Origin of the sequence: Alloalcanivorax marinus (assembly GCF_016906305.1) — a bacterium.
GTDB lineage: Bacteria > Pseudomonadota > Gammaproteobacteria > Pseudomonadales > Alcanivoracaceae > Alloalcanivorax > Alloalcanivorax marinus.
Genome location: NZ_JADDOL010000005.1, coordinates 58,426 through 75,163 on the forward strand (window position 1 = coordinate 58,426; position 16,738 = coordinate 75,163).

Below are 16,738 nucleotides of genomic sequence, written 5' to 3' on the forward strand. Positions count from 1 at the left end.
GTCAGGCGTGAATTCGGTGTTCAGCGATCGGCCCCGTGGGCCTCCATCAGCTCGATGAAATGATCGAACAGCGGCGCGCAGTCGTGCGGGCCCGGGCTCGCTTCCGGGTGACCCTGGAAGCTGAAGGCCGGCTGGTCGGTGCGGTGAATCCCCTGCAGGGTGCCGTCGAACAGGGACACATGGGTCACCTTGACGTTGTCCGGCAGGGTGTCGGCGTCCACCGCGAAACCGTGGTTCTGGCTGGTGATCATCACGGTGCCGTCGTCCAGGTTCTTGACCGGGTGGTTGGCGCCGTGGTGACCGTTCTTCATTTTCATGGTGCGCGCGCCGCTGGCCAGGCCGAGCAGCTGGTGCCCCAGGCAGATGCCGAAGGTGGGCAGGCCGCTGGCGACGATTTCGCGGATCGCGTCGATGGCGTAGTCGCAGGGCTCCGGGTCGCCGGGGCCGTTGGCCAGGAACACGCCGTCCGGCTGCAAGGCCAGCACCTCGGCGGCCGGGGTCTGCGCCGGCACCACGGTGAGGTCGCAGCCGCGATCGGCGAGCATGCGCAGAATATTGCGCTTGCAGCCGTAATCGTAGGCCACCACCTTGAAGCGCGGTTCACCGCCGGGGCGGTGCCCGGTGGCCCGTTCCCAGGTGCCCTCGGACCACTGGTAACGTTCCTTGACGCTCACTTCCCGGGCCAGGTCCATGCCTTTAAGACCGGGGAAGGCACGGGCGGCGGCCAGCGCTTTCTCCTCATCGATGTCCTCGCCGGCCAGGATGCAGCCGTTCTGCGCGCCCTTGTCGCGCAGAATGCGGGTCAGGCGGCGGGTATCGATGTCGGCGATGGCGACGATGCCGCGCTCCTTCAGGTAATCCGGCAGGGACTGCTGGGCCCGCCAGCTGCTTACCGTCAGGGTCAGATCGCGGATCACCAGGCCGGCGGCCCAGACGCGCGCGGACTCTTCGTCCTCCGGATTCACCCCGGTATTGCCGATATGCGGATAGGTCAGGGTCACGATCTGCTTGGCATAGGACGGATCGGTGAGAATTTCCTGATAGCCGGTCATGGCGGTGTTGAACACCACTTCACCCACGGTTTCACCCGTGGCGCCAATGGCGACACCCCGAAAGAGACTACCGTCTTCCAGAGCAAGTATGGCGGGTACCGTCAACGCAACCTCCTGGCGGATAGGGACTTGTGGAGATCGGTGGCGGGGGCCGGAACCCCTTGCGAGGTTCGCAAAAAAGCGAGATGGATTGCTCCACCTCGCTTTCAGGAAACGCGTTCTGAGGGAAAAACACCCGGTTTCACACGGCCACCCGCTCGCCCATCTTGGGCAGGCGGTATTTTAGGACGTAACCGCCCTGGTGTCACGTCGCAGGCTCGGATTCGCGGTAATCGCGGCTGAAGCCGCTCCTACACTTGCCGCAGGAGCGGCTTCAGCCGCGAGAAGCGCCTCAGCGCCCCCAGCCGGCGCTGTCGCCGGTCAGGCCGAGCACATCCTGCATATCGAACAGGCCACGCTGGTGACCGCCCAGCCACTGCGCCGCGCGCACCGCGCCGCGACCGAAGGACATGCGGCTGGACGCCTTGTGGGTGATTTCCACCCGCTCGCCCTCGGCGGCGAACATCACCGTGTGGTCGCCGACGATGTCGCCGGCGCGGATGGTCTCGAAGCCGATGGTGCGGCGGTCGCGCTCACCGGTGCGGCCCTCGCGGCCGTACACCGCGCATTCCTTGAGGTCCCGGCCCAGGGTCTGGGCCACCACCTCGCCCATGCGCAGGGCGGTGCCGGAGGGAGCGTCGATCTTGTGCCGGTGATGGGCCTCGATCACCTCGATGTCGACCTCGTCGCCAAGCACCGCGGCAGCGGTCTCCAGCAGCTTGAAACACAGGTTCACGCCAATGGAATAGTTGGGCGCGAAGCAGATGGCGATGTCCTCGCTGGCGGCGCGCAACGACGCGGTCTGCTCGTCATTCAGACCGGTGGTGCCGATCACCAGGCGGGTGCCGGCGGCCCGGCACACCTCGATGTGCCGGGCGGTGGCCTCCGGCACGGTGAAGTCGATGAACACCTCCGCGTCACGCACCACCTTCTCCAGGTCGTCGGCCAGGGCCACGCCCAGAGCCTGACGGCCCAGCAGCTCGCCAGCGTCCACGCCGATCAGGCTGGAGCCCGGCACGTCCACGGCGGCGGCCAGTTCGGTGTCCGGATTGGCCAGGGTGGCCTCCATCAGAATCCGGCCCATGCGCCCGGCGGCGCCGATGATCCCTACTTTCATGCTGTTTCCTCAGAGCCCTTCGAAGAACCGCTTGACGCCCTCGAACCAACTGGTGCGGCGCGGGTTGTGACGCTCACCGCCCTTTTCCAGGGAATCCTGGAACTGGCGCAGCAGGTCTTTCTGGTCCCCGGACAGCTTCACCGGGGTCTCCACCACCACCTTGCACAGCAGGTCGCCGGGCGGCCCGCCGCGTACCGGGGTGACGCCCTTGCCACGCAGCCGGAACAGTTTGCCGGTCTGGGTCTCCGGCGGCACCTTCAATTTGACCTGGCCGTTCAGGGTCGGCACGTCCAGTTCGCCGCCCAGGGCCGCGTCCACGAAGCTGAGCGGCACTTCCACGTGCAGGTTCTCGCCGTCGCGCTTGAAGATGTCGTGCTCACGGACCGCCACCTGCACATACAGGTCGCCGGGAGGGGCCCCGTTCATGCCCGCCTCGCCCTTGCCGGCCAGACGGATGCGGTCGCCGGTGTCGACGCCGGCGGGAATTTTCACCGACAGGGTGCGGGTGGTCTGTACCCGGCCCTGGCCGCCGCAATGGCCGCAGGGGTTTTCCACCACCTTGCCTTCGCCGTGGCAGGTGGGGCAGGCCTGCTGCACCGTGAAGAAACCCTGCTGCATGCGCACCTGGCCCATGCCGTTACAGGTCGGGCAGGTCACCGGCTGCTCGCCGGCCTGGGCGCCGCTGCCGTCACAGACCTCGCAGGTGTCCCAGCTGGGCACGCGGATCTTTTCCTCGCAGCCACGCACCGCCTGTTCCAGGGTCAGCTCCAGGGTATAGCGCAGATCGGCGCCCCGGGCCGGGCCGCGCCGGCCACCGCCGCCGAAGATATCGCCGAAAATGTCACCGAAGATATCGCCGAAGCCGCCACCGCCGAAGCCCCCGGCGCCACCGCCGCCGAAGCCGCCCTGGCCATTGACCCCGGCATGGCCGAACTGGTCGTAGGCGGCGCGCTTCTGCTCGTCGGAGAGCACCTCGTAGGCTTCCTTGGCCTCCTTGAACTTGGCCACCGCCTCCTGGTCATCCGGGTTGCGGTCCGGATGGTACTTCATGGCCAGGCGTCGGTAGGCCTTTTTCAGATCCTGCTGGCCGGCGTCCTTGCCCACCCCCAGCACTTCGTAATAATCACGTTTGGACATAGAAATTCAACTTGCCGTGAAGCAGAAACGCCGGCGCTTTATGCCGGCGATAAATATGCTCTGACGCGTGACCCCGAACGCTCAACGCTTAGCGTCGAGCGTTCGGTGTCGGGCCTCAATCACTTCTTCTTATCGTCGTCGACTTCCTCGAACTCGGCGTCGACGACATCATCACCGGAGGCCTTCTGCTGCTGGCCGGCGTCGGCGCCGCCCTGCTCGGCCTGCTGGGCTTCGGCATACATCTTCTGTGCCAGGGAACCGGAGGCCTCGGTGAGCGCCTTGGTCTTGGCCTCGATGTCGTCCTTGTCGCTGCCCTTGAGCGCCTGCTCCAGGTCGGAGATCGCCGTGTTGATGGCTTCCTTCTCCTCGTCGCTGGCCTTGTCACCCGCCTCTTCCAGGGTCTTGCGGGTGGCGTGCACCAGGTGGTCGCCCTGGTTGCGGGCCTGCACCAGCTCCTCGAACTTCTTGTCCTCGTCGGCGTGGGCCTCGGCGTCCTTGACCATCTGATCAATCTCGTCGTCGGACAGACCGGACGATGCCTTGATCTGGATCGATTGCTCCTTGCCGGTGGCCTTGTCCTTGGCGCCCACGTGCAGAATGCCGTTGGCGTCGATGTCGAAGGTCACCTCGATCTGCGGCACGCCGCGCGGCGCCGGCGGAATGTCTTCCAGGTTGAACTGACCCAGGGACTTGTTCTGCCCGGCCTGTTTGCGCTCGCCCTGCAGCACGTGCACGGTCACCGCGGTCTGGTTGTCCTCGGCGGTGGAGAACACCTGCGACGCGTTGGTCGGGATGGTGGTGTTCTTCTCGATGATCGGCGTCATCACGCCACCCATGGTTTCGATACCCAGGGTCAGCGGGGTCACGTCGAGCAGCAGCACGTCCTTGACGTCGCCGGCCAGTACCGCGCCCTGAATGGCGGCACCGATGGCCACGGCCTCGTCCGGGTTGACGTCCTTACGGGCTTCCTTGCCGAAGAAGTCGGCCACTTTCTTCTGCACCATGGGCATGCGGGTCTGACCACCCACCAGGATCACGTCGGTGATGTCGGAGGCTTTCACGCCGGCATCGCTGAGCGCGGTCTTGCACGGCTCCAGGGAGCGGGTCACCAGCTGCTCCACCAGGGATTCCAGCTTGGCGCGGGTCAGCTTCACCACCAGGTGCTTGGGACCGGTCTGGTCGGCGGTGATGTACGGCAGGTTGACCTCGGTCTGCTCCGCGGAGGACAGCTCGATCTTGGCTTTCTCGGCGGCTTCCTTGAGGCGCTGCATGGCCAGGGCGTCACCGCCCAGGTCAATGCCGGAGTCCTTTTTGAACTGGTCGGCCAGGTAGTTGATGATCGCCAGGTCGAAGTCCTCGCCACCCAGGAAGGTGTCGCCGTTGGTGGCCAGCACCTCGAACTGATGCTCACCGTCCACTTCGGCGATCTCGATGATGGAGATGTCGAAGGTACCGCCACCCAGGTCGTAGACCGCGATGGTGCGGTCGCCGCCTTTCTTGTCCAGACCATAGGCCAGGGCCGCGGCGGTGGGCTCGTTGATGATGCGCTTCACCTCGAGGCCGGCGATACGACCGGCGTCCTTGGTGGCCTGGCGCTGGGAGTCATTGAAGTAGGCCGGCACGGTGATCACCGCCTCGGTGACTTCCTCGCCCAGGTAGTCTTCCGCGGTCTTCTTCATTTTCTTGAGGACCTGCGCGGAAATCTGCGGCGGCGCCTGCTTCTCGCCCTTCACTTCCACCCAGGCGTCACCGTTGTCGGCCTTGGTGATCTTGTAGGGCACCATCTTGATGTCCTTCTGCACCACGTCGTCTTCGAAACGACGGCCGATCAGACGCTTGACCGCGTACAGGGTGTTGGTGGGGTTGGTCACCGCCTGACGCTTGGCGGCCTGACCGACGAGGATCTCGTTGTCCTCGGTGTAGGCGATGATGGACGGCGTGGTCCGCGCGCCCTCGGCGTTCTCGATTACCTTGGTTTTGTCCCCTTCCATGACAGCGACACAGCTGTTGGTGGTGCCAAGGTCGATACCAATGATCTTACCCATAGTGCTCCATTCTCCTTCACACGGTCCGGACCCCTTTCAGGCCGCCCGGACAGCTGAACCTTATTGACTTGCCAGCTATATGGCGGCTGGCTTGCGCTTTTCAAGAGTGCCGCGACCGGGGCTCCGGAGAGTTCGGCGGCGCGGCGCCACGGGGCGTTCAGCCGGCCTTGCTGACCACCACCCGGGCCGGGCGGATCAGACGGCCATTGAGCAGATAGCCCTTCTCCAGCACCTCGATGACACTGTTGGGCTCGGCGTCCGGCGCCGGCACCATGGTCATCGCTTCGTGGTGTTCCGGGTTGAACGGCTGGCCCAGGGGATCGATCTGTTCCAGGTTGTACCTGGCGAACACATCGAGCAGCACTTTCAGGGTCAGCTCCAGGCCCTCACGGGCCGGCTTCAGCGACGGGTCGTCGGCATCCAGGGTGGACAGGCCCCGTTCCAGGCTGTCGGCCACCGGCAACAGATCGCCGGCGAACTTTTCCAGCGCGAACTTGTGGGCGCTCTCCACGTCCCGCTCGGCGCGGCGACGCACGTTCTGCATTTCCGCCTGGGCGCGCAGATCGGCTTCGGCCAGGGCCTTTTCCAGTTTGCTCAGCCGCTCACGGGCCTGGGCCAGCTCATCGTCCTGCGCCTCGGCGCCCTCGTCGATCAGCTCCGGCTCCTGGCGCGGAGCCTGTTCGTTGACTTCGGCCTCGTCGTGGGCCTGCTGTGGTTTGTCCTGTTCGCTCATATCCACTCCAAAGTCCCCAATTCCGGGAAAGCGGGCAAAGATATGGGAACGTGACGGCGGGATTCAAGGGCCGTGGCGGGGAAGGACGGCGGCGCGGGCGTTACAGCTGGGTCAGGGCGGCGGACAGAATGCGGGCGGTGATGTCCACGGTGGGGATCACCCGTTCGTAGTCCATGCGGGTGGGGCCGACCACCGCCAGCACGCCCATGGGGCCGTTGTCGACCTTGTAGGGGGCGGACACCAGGGAATATTCCTCGAACGGCTGATAGCCGGACTCCCGGCCGATGAAGATCTGCACGCCGTCGGCTTTGACGCTGCGTTCGAGCAGATGAAGGATGTCGCGCTTGCGGTTGAAGGCCTCGAACAGGTCGCGCAGCTTCTCGATGCCGCCGGCCTCGGCGCGGTCGAGCAGGTTGGACTCGCCGGACACCACGTAATCGGAGTCCTTGTTTTCCGGCCGCAGCGCCTTGCCGGCGATGTCCACGGTGGTCTGCATCAGTTCGTCGAGCTGGGCGCGGTCCGCGTCCATGGTGCTGAGCAGCCCCTCGCAGATGCTGTCCAGGTCGCAGCCTGCGTAGGTGTGGTTGATGTAATTGGCGGCCTGGCGCAGTTCCACCTCGCCGTATTCGCGGCCGGTCTGGATGATGCGGTTCTGCACCTCCGAGCGGTTCACCACCAGCACCACCAGCACCCGCTGGCCGGACAGCGGCAGAAACTCCACCTGGCGCAGGGTGGTCACTTCCCGGCGCGGCACCGCCACCAGCCCGGCCATGCGGGTCAGTTCCGCCAGGGTCCTGGAAGCCTGGGAAACCAGCGCCTGGGGCGACTGGTCCGGCGCCAGCAGCTGGCGCAGTTCGTCGCGCAGGCGGGCGTTGTCCGGGTTTTCCATGGTGGTGGAGGCCAGCAGGGTGTCCACATAGAGACGATAGCCCCGCTCGGTGGGAATGCGCCCCGCGGAGGTGTGCGGGCTGGTCAGCAGCCCCATGTCCTCGAGCTCGGCCATGATGTTGCGGATGGTCGCCGGGCTGACCTGCAGGCCACCGCCGCCGGCCAGGCTTTTCGAGCCCACGGGCTGACCGTGGCGAATGTGCCGCTCCACCAGGGCCATCAACAACCGTTGCTTGCGTTCGTTCAGTTCCAGCCGGGTCATGTGCTTCGAATACCAGGAAAGACATCTCAGTATAGCGCGGCCCCCAGTCTACGCATCCGGCGGCGTTTGCGCACCCGACGCGGCCCACCGTGCGACGGGGGCTTACACTGGCGCCGGGAATCGCCTAACATCGCGGCAATACTGGCCAGAAGGACAGCCCATGCTGACCCATCTCAGTGTTCGCCATTTCGCCACCGTGGACCAGCTGGAGCTGGAGCCGGAGACCGGCCTGACCGTGATCAGCGGTGAAACCGGCGCCGGCAAATCGGTGATCATCGATGCCCTGTCGCTGACCCTCGGCGAACGGGCGGACAGCGCCGTGGTGCGTCCGGGCTGCGAGCGCGCCGAGGTGCTGGCCACCTTCCATCTGGGCGACAACCCGTCCGCCCGTGCCTGGCTCGCCGAGCGCGAGCTGGACGACGGCGACGAGTGCCTGCTGCGCCGCACGGTGCGCGCCGACGGGCGCTCGCGGGCCTACATCAACGGCACCCCCACGCCGCTCACCGAGGTGCGCGAGCTGGGCGAGCATCTGATCAGCATCCACAGCCAGCACGAGCACCAGGCTCTGCTGCGCAAGGACACCCACCGCGCCCTGCTGGACAGCCTGGCGGAGGCCGGCGACCTGGCCGCCGAGGTGCGCGACGCCTGGCGCCACTGGCAGCGCACCCGTCGCGACCACGACGACGCCCTGGCCAGCGCCCGCGAGCAGACCGAGCGCCAGGAGCTGCTGCGCTTCCAGCTGGAAGAACTGGACGCCCTGGCCCTGGCGGAGGGCGAACTGGCCGAGCTGGAGCAGGAGCAGCAGCGCCTGGGCAATGCCGACGCCCTGATCCGCCTGTGCCAGCAGGCGGTCACCGCCCTGTACGATGGCGAGGACGGCACCGTCAACGATCACCTGGGCCAGGTCAGCCACTGGGTGGAGGAAGCCCGCGCCAGCGACGACGCCCTGGCCGGCGTGTTCGACACGGTGGAGTCCGCCCGCCTGCAGGTGGAAGCGGCCGCCGAGGACCTGCGTCATTATCTGGAAAAACTGGACCTGGACCCGGAACGCCTCAACCAGGTGGAAGAGCGCCTGGGCCAGGCCTACAGCCTGGCCCGCAAGCACCGGCTGCGCCCGGAAGAACTGGTGGAACACCACCGCAAGCTGGCCGGCGAAGCCGACACCCTGGAACATTTCGACGAGCACCTGGAGGCCCTGGCCGCCGCCGAGCGGGCTGCCCACGACACCTACCTGGGCCACGCCCAGGCGCTGGGCCGGCGACGCCGGGACGCCGCCACCACCCTGACCCGGGAGGTGCAGAAGCAGCTCAAGGCCCTGGGCATGAAGGCCGCCCGCCTGGAAACGGTGGTCGAGGAAGGCAAGCCCGGGCCGGACGGTCTGGAAGAGGTGGAATTCCGCTTCTCGGCCAACCCCGGCCAGCCGCCCCGGCCGCTGGCCAAGGTGGCCTCCGGCGGCGAGCTGTCGCGGGTAAGTCTGGCCATCCAGGTGATCTGCGCGCGCAATCTGACCGTGCCCAGCCTGGTGTTCGACGAGGTGGACGTGGGCGTGGGCGGCGGCGTGGCGGAAATCGTCGGCCGCCTGCTGCGTGAGCTGGGCGGCCACGCCCAGGTCCTGTGCATCACCCACCAGCCCCAGGTGGCCGCCCAGGGCCACCAGCACTGGCAGGTGCACAAGCTGCAGGGCAAGGACACCACCCACACCCGCATTCAGCCCCTGGACGAGGGCGCCCGGGTGGAGGAAGTGGCGCGCATGCTGGGCGGCGTGGAGATCACCGCCTCCACCCGCGCCCATGCCCGGGAAATGCTGGACAAGGGCCAGCGCGTGGCCTGAAACGACCACGCCCGGCCCGCCGGCGGGCGGGTCGGGACGGGCGATTCAGGGCTGGGCTGGCGGCGCGCCACGGCGGACACCGCGGCACAGGCTGGCGGGGCTGAAAAGAGGCTTACTTCTTCCCGGCTTTGGGCCGGACGTACAGCACCAGGGAGTGGTCGACGATCTCGTAACCGTGCTCCTCGGCGATGCGGTGCTGGCGCTTCTCGATTTCCTCATCCAGGAATTCGATCACCTCACCGGACTCCATGCACACCATATGGTCGTGGTGCTCTTCATCGGCCAGCTCGAAGACCGCCGAGCCGCCCTCGAAGTTGTGGCGCAGCACGATGCCGGCCTGCTCGAACTGGGTGAGCACCCGGTAGACGGTGGCCAGGCCCACGTCCTCGCCGGCGTCCATCAGCGATTTGTAGATGTCCTCGGCACTGAGATGCCGTTCCTTGGAGGATTCCAGCTGCTGCAGGATTTTCATCCGCGGCAGGGTCACCTTCAAGCCCGCTTTCCTAAGATCCTGATTATCCAAAATAATTGCTCCGTATGCCGCCAGCGGGGATTCCCGATTCCGTGAGGAACCTTGTTCCCCTTAGACAAGTCTGTATTATCGCCCGGACATTATGCCAAGTCGAAACATCATGCCAAGGACCATTCTCGTTTCCCTGTTGTTCGCCGCCCTGCTGGCCGGCTGCAGTTCCCTGCGATTCCCCGGGGTGTACCGCATTGATATCCCTCAGGGGAATGTGGTCTCCCGGGACATGCTGGCCGAGCTGGAGCCCGGCATGACTCCCGAACAGGTACGTTTCGTACTGGGGCCGCCCACCCTCACCGATCCGTTCACCCCGGACACCTGGTTCTACCTGCTGCATTACCAGCCCGGCAAGGCGGACACCGTGGAACAGCGTGTGGTGGTGTATTTCGAAGGGGGCCGCTACAGCCACTACGAAGGTCAGGCGCTCGCCGACGTGCGTGAACGCACCTCCGGCCGCCGCGACCGCGAACTGGAGCTGCGCGCCGAGGACCGCCGTCGTGACGGCGGCACCGTCGACCAGGAACCGCTCAACGATCCCGAGCCGGACCCGGGCGCGCCGCCGAGCACCCCGGAAGCGACCACGGTGCCGCTGCCTCGCTCGTAAAGCGCCGCCGCCTGGTCTTGAAACGCCGCGGCGCTCAGCCGTCCCGGCGCCCCCGCCGGGCGCGGGCCCGCCGCGCCGCCTTGGGGTCCACCCGCAGCGGCCGGTAGATTTCCACCCGCTCGCCGTCCGTCAGCACCCGCTCCGCCGGGTGCGGTTCCGCCTTGCCAAAGATCCCCATGGGCGCCGTTTCCAGCTCCAGGCCCTCGAATTCCCCGGCGATGCCGGACTGTCGGGCGGCCTCCAGCATGGTGGTACCCGGCGCCACGTCCAGGGCGATCAGGCGCTGCCGGTCCGGCAGCGCGAACACCACTTCCACGCGCAGGGTGTCAGCCATGGGCGGCGGACCAGATCGCATAGGCAATCACCGCGATCATCGCCAGCGGCGAGAAGATCCGCACCAGCGCCCGCCACGCCATGTACAGCGCGAAGCTCTTCATGGCCAGCTCCTTGCGCGCCTGGGTTTCCTTCATCACCCAGCCGGCGAACAGGGCGATCAGCAGCCCGCCCAGGGGCAACAGAATGCTGGTGGACAGGAACTCGATATTCTCGAAGAAGGTGCCCATCAGGAAGGTGTGGTCCTTCCAGAGGTTGAACGACAGCACCGACCCGATCCCCAGCACCCAGGCGGCGCCGCCCACCAGAAGGGCCGCCGCGCCCCGGCCACGGCCGCGCTCCACCAGCCAGGCCACCATCGGCTCGCCCAGGGAGATCGACGAGGTCCAGGCGGCGCACACCACCAGCACGAAGAACAGGGAACCGAACAGCACGCCCCCGGGCATCTGCCCGAACGCCAGTGGCAGGGTCACGAACATCATCCCCGGGCCCTGGGCCGGCTCCAGATTGCCGGTGAACAGCAGCGGGAACATGGCCAGGCCGGCGCCCAGCGCCACCAGCGTGTCCAGGGCGGCGATGATCACCACGGAAGAACCGATCGATACCGGACGGGTACGCCCGGTCTTCTTGTCCTTGATCTCGCGGGGCATGTAGGCGCCGTAGGCCATGATCGCGCCCATCCCCAGGCTCAGGGTGAAGAACGCCTGCCCCAGGGCGATGACCACCGCCTCCCCGGACAGCTTGGAAAAATCGAACGCGAACAGGAAGCCGACCCCTTCCGCGAAGCCCGGCGTGGTGGCGGCGTAGCCGATCAGCACCACCAGCAGCACGAACAGCAGCGGCATCAGCACTTCCACCGCCCGCTCCAGGCCGCGCTTCACGCCCAGCGCCACCACGCCCATGGTCAGCACCATGAACAGGCTGTGGGAGCCCAGCATCAGCCAGGGGTTGGCCTGCATGGCCTCGAAATTGGCCTGGGACTGCAGCGCGGTCATGCCCTGGAACAGGCCTCTCACCGCCTCCCACACGTAGATCAGCGCCCAGCTGGCCACCACCGAATAGAACGACAGAATCAGAAAACCGGACAGAGCGCCCAGATAGCCGATGCCCTTCCAGCGGCGGCTCACCTTGCTCTGCTCCGCCAGCCGCCCCATGGAGTGGATCGGGCTGAGCCCGCCGCGCCGGCCCAGCGTGACCTCGGCGATCATGATCGGCACCCCGATCAGGGCGATGCACGCCAGGTACAGCAACACGAAGGCGCCGCCGCCGTACTCCCCGGTGATGTAGGGGAACCGCCAGATGTTGCCCAACCCCACCGCGGACCCGGTGGCCGCCAGAATAAACACCCACCGGCTGGTCCACATGCCGTGGACCGGCTTGTTCGTTTCGTTCATCGGATCACAACCCCTCGACGCAGTGCCGCCATTGTCTTGATTTTCCCGGGGCCTCTCAAGGGAAGTGGGCGACCACTCACCCGCCGCCCGGCCCTTGACCACGGTTAAGACAAGGTTTAACAAGTTCAGCGCCGCCGCGCTCGCCACGGGGCCGGCCACTCTCTATAATCGCCGCCCCATGGGCAAAGCGAAAAAACAGACGTCGAGCAGCAACGCCATTGCGCAGAACCGCAAGGCGCGCTTCGACTATCATCTGGAAGAGTTCTTCGAAGCCGGTTTGGCGCTGGAAGGCTGGGAAGTGAAATCCCTGCGCGCCGGCAAAGCCAACCTGACGGAGTCCTATATTCTGCTCAAGGACGGCGAGGCCTTTCTGTTCGGCGCCCGCTTCGAGCCCCTGCCCACCGCCAGCACCCACTTCGTGCCGGACCCGCAGCGCAGCCGCAAGCTGCTGCTGCACCGCAAGGAACTGGCCAAGGTGTTCAGCGGTGTGCAGAAGCAGGGTTTCACCTGCGTGCCGGTGAACCTGCACTGGAAGCGGGGCCTGGTGAAGCTGGACATCGCCCTGGCCAAGGGCAAGCAGAAACACGACAAGCGCGCCACCGAGCGCGAACGGGACTGGAACCGCCAGAAGCAGCGCATTCTGCGCCAGAACTGAGCCAAGGCCGCCGCGTTCCACAACGCCCGCCCGGACAAAGAAAAGGGCCGCCCGAGGGCGGCCCTTTCCGTTTCGGCCTTTGAGGCCCAGGGCCTGCTAGAACGCCTTGCCGGTGCGCCCGTGCCGCCGGCGCCAACCGCGCACGTCGTCACGCACCAGCCAGTACAACTGCAGCCAGGCGCGCAGCACCGCCGGCAGGAAGTACACCGCGAACAGCAGCACGGGAATCCGCGCCTCGCCGCTCACCGCCATCACCGCCGCGATGCCGCCGGCGTACAACGCCACGGTCAGCAGCAGACCCAGGGTACGAGCCAGCAACGGACGGGCCGTCACCGGCGCCAGAACGTTCTCGGCAACCTCTCCAGCTGATCGAAGGATCGCTTTCATCATCTTGCTCCTCATTAAACGATCGGGATCAGCGGCCGGCTTTATCATCGGAATTCGGGGCACGCTGTAAGGACCATGATGCGCCCGGCCCGTGACGATTCCATGGCAATCGGGTCCGATTGTTGGACAATCTATGTAAAAGCGCGTTAAGCCGCTCTTTTTCCGGCACTTTTTCTTCGCGGAACCACCCCCTTGCCTTTCCCCGGACCGCCCCCATCTCCTACAATAGCCCGATCACAGGGGGCGACATGGCTTCGACGCCGGTAAAGAAACCTGTGGTGCATGTCGAGTAGCGTCGCAATGCTCGTAAATCCCTTGTGGCATACTAAAGTAATCGCAAACGACGATACTTACGCACTAGCGGCTTAAACCCCGCTTATCGCCAAACGACCCAGCCTGTGGGGAAGTGCGGCGAGCATCGCTACACAGGCTCGCAGCAAAGTCCGTCCCGGACGGCGCTGTTAAAACCTTAAGGGACTCGGTGACTGCGCCCTGTCTGTCGGGCCGCAGCCACTTAAATCAATAGACCTGACTAAACATGTAGATCCACAGGCGGATTGCTGGCGGACGCGGGTTCGATTCCCGCCGCCTCCACCAGACACAAAAAAGGCCGGCCCAATGGGCCGGCCTTTTTTGTGTCTGGTGGAGGCGGCTGGTTGAGGAGCCAAGTCCGGGTTCGACAAGCGAAGCACCGCTTCGCGCAGGACGTCCCCGCCAAGCGGGGACGGTCCCGGCCAACGGCCGGGATGGCCGAATCGCCAAAAGCGATCCGGCCACCTTCCCCCCGCCGGTCCGCCACCTCCCACCTGTAGAAACGCTCGTTCGACCTCGATTCCAACGCCAGCGCCGAAAATCGCGGTGGAACCATGGCTCCTACACCACCAGCCCACACCTGCCCCCAAACCACCCACCCACCCTCAAATCCGCACCAAAAAAGTGCATCAATCTTATGAAGCTCCAACATTCACCACCTGAATACCCCTAAACCCTTCACTTTCCTGCCAATTCCCGTGTATACAAGAACGGCACATAACTTGCTCCAAGCCCTAAAACCGCCCACGACGCTGCTCGGGCGGCACTACAACACGCAGTCAGAGGAGTCACCTCTTGGAATTCCTGGATCAATACAGCGCCGCCTGGCTGGCGGGCCTGGTGGTCGCCCTGCTGGCCACCGGCGTCATCGCCGGCATCATGGCCGGTCTGCTGGGGGTCGGCGGCGGCATCGTCATCGTGCCGGTGCTCTATCATCTGTTCACCCTGCTGGGCGTGGACGAGTCCGTGAAGATGCACGTGGCGGTGGGCACCTCCCTGGCCACCATCATTCCCACCTCGATCATGTCGGCCCGGGCCCATGCGGCCAAGGGCAACCTGGACGCCTCGCTGCTCAAGACCCTGGGCCCGGCGCTGGTGATCGGCGTGCTGATCGGCACCTGGCTGAGCGGCTACCTGGGCGGCACCGCCCTGACCGCCATCTTCGCCGCCGTGGCGCTGCTGGTGGCCGCCAACATGGCGTTCCGCACCCAGGGCGGCGCCCTGGCGGAATCGCTGCCCCCGACCCCGTTCAAGCAGCTGATCGGCACCGTGATCGGCGGCTTCTCCACCCTGATGGGCATCGGCGGCGGCACCTTGACGGTGCCGATCCTGACCCTGTTCAACTACCCCATTCACAAGGCGGTGGGCACCGCCGCGGCCATCGGCCTGTTCATCAGCGTGCCCGGCGCCATCGGCTTTCTGCTGCACGGCATGGACGACCCGGGCCGGCCGCCGTTCACGGTGGGCTACGTGAACCTGATCGGCTTTATCCTGATCGTGCCGATGACCATGCTGATGGCCCCGGTGGGCGCGCGGCTCGCCCACGCCATCAACGCCACCCGCCTGCGTCAGGCGTTCGCGCTGTTCCTGTTCATCACGTCCCTGCGGATGTTCTACGGGCTGCTCTGAGGAAACGACATGCTGCACACCAAACGCGCCCTGGGCGGCGTCTTTGTCGCCCCCCATCACCTGGCCGCCCAGGCCGGCCGGGACGTGCTCCGCGAGGGCGGTAACGCCGCCGAGGCGATGATCGCCGCCGCCGCCGCCATCGCCGTGGTCTACCCGCACATGAACGCCATCGGCGGCGACGGCTTCTGGCTGCTGGCCGAACCCGGCCAGGCGCCGCGCGCCATCGAAGCCTGCGGGCCGGCGGCGGCCGCCGCCGACGCCGACTTCTACCGGAGCCGGGGCCACGACGTGATCCCTTCCCGGGGGCCCCTGGCCGCCCTCACCGTGGCCGGCACCATCAGCGGCTGGGAGCGGGCCCGGGAGATCGCCGGCCAATGGGGCGGCCGCCTGCCCCTGCCCCGGCTGCTGGAAGACGCCCATCGCCACGCCCGGGACGGCATCGCCGTGACCCCGAGCCAGGCCGCCCTGACCGCCGCCAAGCTGCCGGAGCTCGGCGACGTGCCCGGCTTCGCCGACACCTATCTGCTGGACGGCCAGGTGCCCGCCGAGGGCCGCGTTCTGCGCCAGGCCCGGCTGGCCGACACCCTGGAGCGCCTGGGCCGGGCCGGGCTGGACGACTTCTATCGCGGCGAGCTGGCCGCCGCCATGGCCGAGGACCTGGCCCGGGTGGGCAGCCCGGTGAGCCGGGACGATCTGGCCGCCTATCACGCCCGGGTGGTGGAGCCGCTCTCCACCCGGCTGCGCACCGCCACCCTCTACAACCAGCCGCCGCCCACCCAGGGCATGGCCTCGCTGATGATTCTGGGCCTGTTCGACCGCCTGGGCGTCACCGAGGCGGAAGGCTTCGAGCACCTGCACGGCCTGGTGGAAGCCACCAAGCAGGCGTTCCTGATCCGCGACCGGCACTGCACCGACCCGGCCTACATGGACGTGGACCCGGCGGATTTCCTCACCGACGCCGACCTGGCCGAGCGGGCCGCCCGCATCGACCCGACCACCGCCCTGCCCTGGCCTCAGCCGGCGCTGCCCGGCGACACCATCTGGATGGGCTGCATCGACCGGGAAGGCCGCAGCGCCAGCTTTATCCAGAGCATCTACTGGGAGTTCGGCAGCGGCGTGGTGCTGCCCTCCTCCGGCGTGCTGTGGCAGAACCGGGGCATCAGCTTCTCCCTGGACCCGGACGCGCCCCAGGCGCTGAAGCCGGGCCGCAAGCCGTTCCATACCCTGAACCCGGCCATGGCGCGCTTCGACGACGGCCGCACCATGGTGTACGGCACCATGGGCGGCGAAGGGCAACCGCAAACCCAGGCGGCGGTGTTCAGCCGCTACGGCCTGTTCAACCAGCCGCTGCAGCAGGCGGTCACGGCGCCGCGCTGGCTGCTGGGCCGGACCTGGGGCGAGGAAAGCACCAGCCTGAAGCTGGAGGCCCGCTTCGAGGCGGCGCTGGTGGAAAAGCTGCGCGACGCCGGTCACCAGGTGGAAATGCTGGACCAGGATTTCAGCGACACCATGGGCCATGCCGGCGCCGTGGTGCGGCACCCGGACGGCGTCATCGAAGGCGCCAGCGATCCGCGCAGCGACGGCGTGGTGGCGACCCTCTGACGCGCCCCCTCCACCTTAAAGAGCAACCCCCTCGGCGACGGACCGGCCCCCGGCCGTCGCCTTTTTTATCCCGGCCCGTCGACCACGCACCGTCCGTGTATACATTCGGGGCACCGTGCACCATGGAGAGAC

Annotated in this window: 15 protein-coding genes and 1 other RNA gene; 6 read left to right on the forward strand and 10 right to left on the reverse strand. The window is 66.8% G+C overall.

Going from position 1 to position 16,738, the window contains the following annotated elements; translation table 11 throughout:
* Positions 1-20: 20 nt before the first annotated feature.
* From carA to hrcA, 6 genes are all read right to left on the reverse strand, one after another.
* Complete coding sequence (gene carA / locus IM760_RS05995; RefSeq protein WP_204427626.1) at positions 21-1,157, reverse strand: glutamine-hydrolyzing carbamoyl-phosphate synthase small subunit; 1,137 nt, start codon at positions 1,155-1,157, stop codon at positions 21-23.
* 286 nt (positions 1,158-1,443) lie between these two features.
* A complete protein-coding gene (dapB, locus tag IM760_RS06000) occupies positions 1,444-2,268 on the reverse strand; it encodes a 4-hydroxy-tetrahydrodipicolinate reductase (RefSeq protein WP_204427627.1) in 825 nt (274 codons plus the stop codon).
* 9 nt (positions 2,269-2,277) lie between these two features.
* Positions 2,278-3,405, reverse strand: coding sequence for a molecular chaperone DnaJ (dnaJ, locus tag IM760_RS06005; RefSeq protein ID WP_204427628.1), 1,128 nt, complete (start codon positions 3,403-3,405; stop codon positions 2,278-2,280).
* 119 nt (positions 3,406-3,524) lie between these two features.
* On the reverse strand, positions 3,525-5,450 hold the full coding sequence (gene dnaK / locus IM760_RS06010; RefSeq protein WP_204427629.1) for a molecular chaperone DnaK: 1,926 nt from the start codon (positions 5,448-5,450) through the stop codon (positions 3,525-3,527).
* Between the two features lie 157 nt (positions 5,451-5,607).
* Positions 5,608-6,183: a nucleotide exchange factor GrpE gene (gene grpE / locus IM760_RS06015; protein ID WP_204427630.1), complete on the reverse strand. Its 576-nt coding sequence runs from the start codon at positions 6,181-6,183 to the stop codon at positions 5,608-5,610.
* Positions 6,184-6,283: 100 nt separating this feature from the next.
* Positions 6,284-7,333, reverse strand: coding sequence for a heat-inducible transcriptional repressor HrcA (gene hrcA / locus IM760_RS06020; protein WP_204427631.1), 1,050 nt, complete (start codon positions 7,331-7,333; stop codon positions 6,284-6,286).
* Positions 7,334-7,493: 160 nt separating this feature from the next.
* Between hrcA and recN the strand changes: the two genes are divergently transcribed.
* Positions 7,494-9,164 carry a DNA repair protein RecN gene (gene recN, locus IM760_RS06025; protein WP_204427632.1) on the forward strand — a complete coding sequence of 557 codons (1,671 nt, stop codon included), beginning with the start codon at positions 7,494-7,496 and terminating at the stop codon, positions 9,162-9,164.
* A 112-nt stretch (positions 9,165-9,276) separates the two neighbouring features.
* Here recN and fur read toward each other — a convergent pair whose 3' ends face one another.
* On the reverse strand, positions 9,277-9,687 hold the full coding sequence (gene fur / locus IM760_RS06030) for a ferric iron uptake transcriptional regulator (RefSeq protein ID WP_204427633.1): 411 nt from the start codon (positions 9,685-9,687) through the stop codon (positions 9,277-9,279).
* Between the two features lie 109 nt (positions 9,688-9,796).
* Here fur and IM760_RS06035 point away from each other — a divergent pair, with 109 nt between their 5' ends.
* Positions 9,797-10,294 (forward strand): outer membrane protein assembly factor BamE, encoded by a 498-nt coding sequence (locus IM760_RS06035; protein ID WP_204427634.1) that lies wholly within the window; start codon positions 9,797-9,799, stop codon positions 10,292-10,294.
* Positions 10,295-10,328: 34 nt separating this feature from the next.
* On the opposite strand, the gene IM760_RS06040 is transcribed toward IM760_RS06035, so the two are convergent.
* Both IM760_RS06040 and IM760_RS06045 read right to left on the reverse strand, forming a co-directional pair.
* On the reverse strand, positions 10,329-10,628 hold the full coding sequence (locus tag IM760_RS06040) for an RnfH family protein (RefSeq protein ID WP_204427635.1): 300 nt from the start codon (positions 10,626-10,628) through the stop codon (positions 10,329-10,331).
* The gene (locus tag IM760_RS06045) at positions 10,621-12,021 is read right to left on the reverse strand and encodes a sodium-dependent transporter (protein WP_204427636.1); all 1,401 of its coding nucleotides are present in this window, start codon (positions 12,019-12,021) and stop codon (positions 10,621-10,623) included. The genes IM760_RS06040 and IM760_RS06045 overlap by 8 nt, the downstream gene beginning before the upstream one ends.
* Positions 12,022-12,199: 178 nt before the next feature.
* Between IM760_RS06045 and smpB the strand changes: the two genes are divergently transcribed.
* Entirely contained in the window at positions 12,200-12,676 is a 477-nt protein-coding gene (smpB, locus tag IM760_RS06050; protein WP_204427637.1) for an SsrA-binding protein SmpB, read from the forward strand.
* A 96-nt stretch (positions 12,677-12,772) separates the two neighbouring features.
* Here smpB and IM760_RS06055 read toward each other — a convergent pair whose 3' ends face one another.
* A complete protein-coding gene (locus IM760_RS06055; protein ID WP_239549648.1) occupies positions 12,773-13,066 on the reverse strand; it encodes a hypothetical protein in 294 nt (97 codons plus the stop codon).
* Between the two features lie 236 nt (positions 13,067-13,302).
* Between IM760_RS06055 and ssrA the strand changes: the two genes are divergently transcribed.
* The 3 genes from ssrA (at position 13,303) to IM760_RS06070 (ending at position 16,606) form a co-directional block, all read left to right on the forward strand.
* Positions 13,303-13,660, forward strand: a transfer-messenger RNA (tmRNA) gene (gene ssrA / locus IM760_RS06060).
* 510 nt (positions 13,661-14,170) lie between these two features.
* A complete protein-coding gene (locus IM760_RS06065) occupies positions 14,171-15,004 on the forward strand; it encodes a sulfite exporter TauE/SafE family protein (protein WP_204427638.1) in 834 nt (277 codons plus the stop codon).
* Between the two features lie 9 nt (positions 15,005-15,013).
* On the forward strand, positions 15,014-16,606 hold the full coding sequence (locus tag IM760_RS06070) for a gamma-glutamyltransferase family protein (protein ID WP_204427639.1): 1,593 nt from the start codon (positions 15,014-15,016) through the stop codon (positions 16,604-16,606).
* Positions 16,607-16,738: the final 132 nt, after the last annotated feature.

Bases quoted from the DNA above. Each gene is read 5' to 3' on its own strand.
- dapB (WP_204427627.1), bottom strand. From the start codon at position 2,268: ATGAAAGTAGGGATCATCGGCGCCGCCGGGCGCATGGGCCGGATTCTG.
- dnaJ (WP_204427628.1), bottom strand. From the start codon at position 3,405: ATGTCCAAACGTGATTATTACGAAGTGCTGGGGGTGGGCAAGGACGCC.
- dnaK (WP_204427629.1), bottom strand. From the start codon at position 5,450: ATGGGTAAGATCATTGGTATCGACCTTGGCACCACCAACAGCTGTGTC.
- grpE (WP_204427630.1), bottom strand. From the start codon at position 6,183: ATGAGCGAACAGGACAAACCACAGCAGGCCCACGACGAGGCCGAAGTC.
- hrcA (WP_204427631.1), bottom strand. From the start codon at position 7,333: ATGACCCGGCTGGAACTGAACGAACGCAAGCAACGGTTGTTGATGGCC.
- recN (WP_204427632.1), top strand. From the start codon at position 7,494: ATGCTGACCCATCTCAGTGTTCGCCATTTCGCCACCGTGGACCAGCTG.
- IM760_RS06035 (WP_204427634.1), top strand. From the start codon at position 9,797: ATGCCAAGGACCATTCTCGTTTCCCTGTTGTTCGCCGCCCTGCTGGCC.
- IM760_RS06040 (WP_204427635.1), bottom strand. From the start codon at position 10,628: ATGGCTGACACCCTGCGCGTGGAAGTGGTGTTCGCGCTGCCGGACCGG.
- IM760_RS06045 (WP_204427636.1), bottom strand. From the start codon at position 12,021: ATGAACGAAACGAACAAGCCGGTCCACGGCATGTGGACCAGCCGGTGG.
- smpB (WP_204427637.1), top strand. From the start codon at position 12,200: ATGGGCAAAGCGAAAAAACAGACGTCGAGCAGCAACGCCATTGCGCAG.
- IM760_RS06055 (WP_239549648.1), bottom strand. From the start codon at position 13,066: ATGATGAAAGCGATCCTTCGATCAGCTGGAGAGGTTGCCGAGAACGTT.
- IM760_RS06070 (WP_204427639.1), top strand. From the start codon at position 15,014: ATGCTGCACACCAAACGCGCCCTGGGCGGCGTCTTTGTCGCCCCCCAT.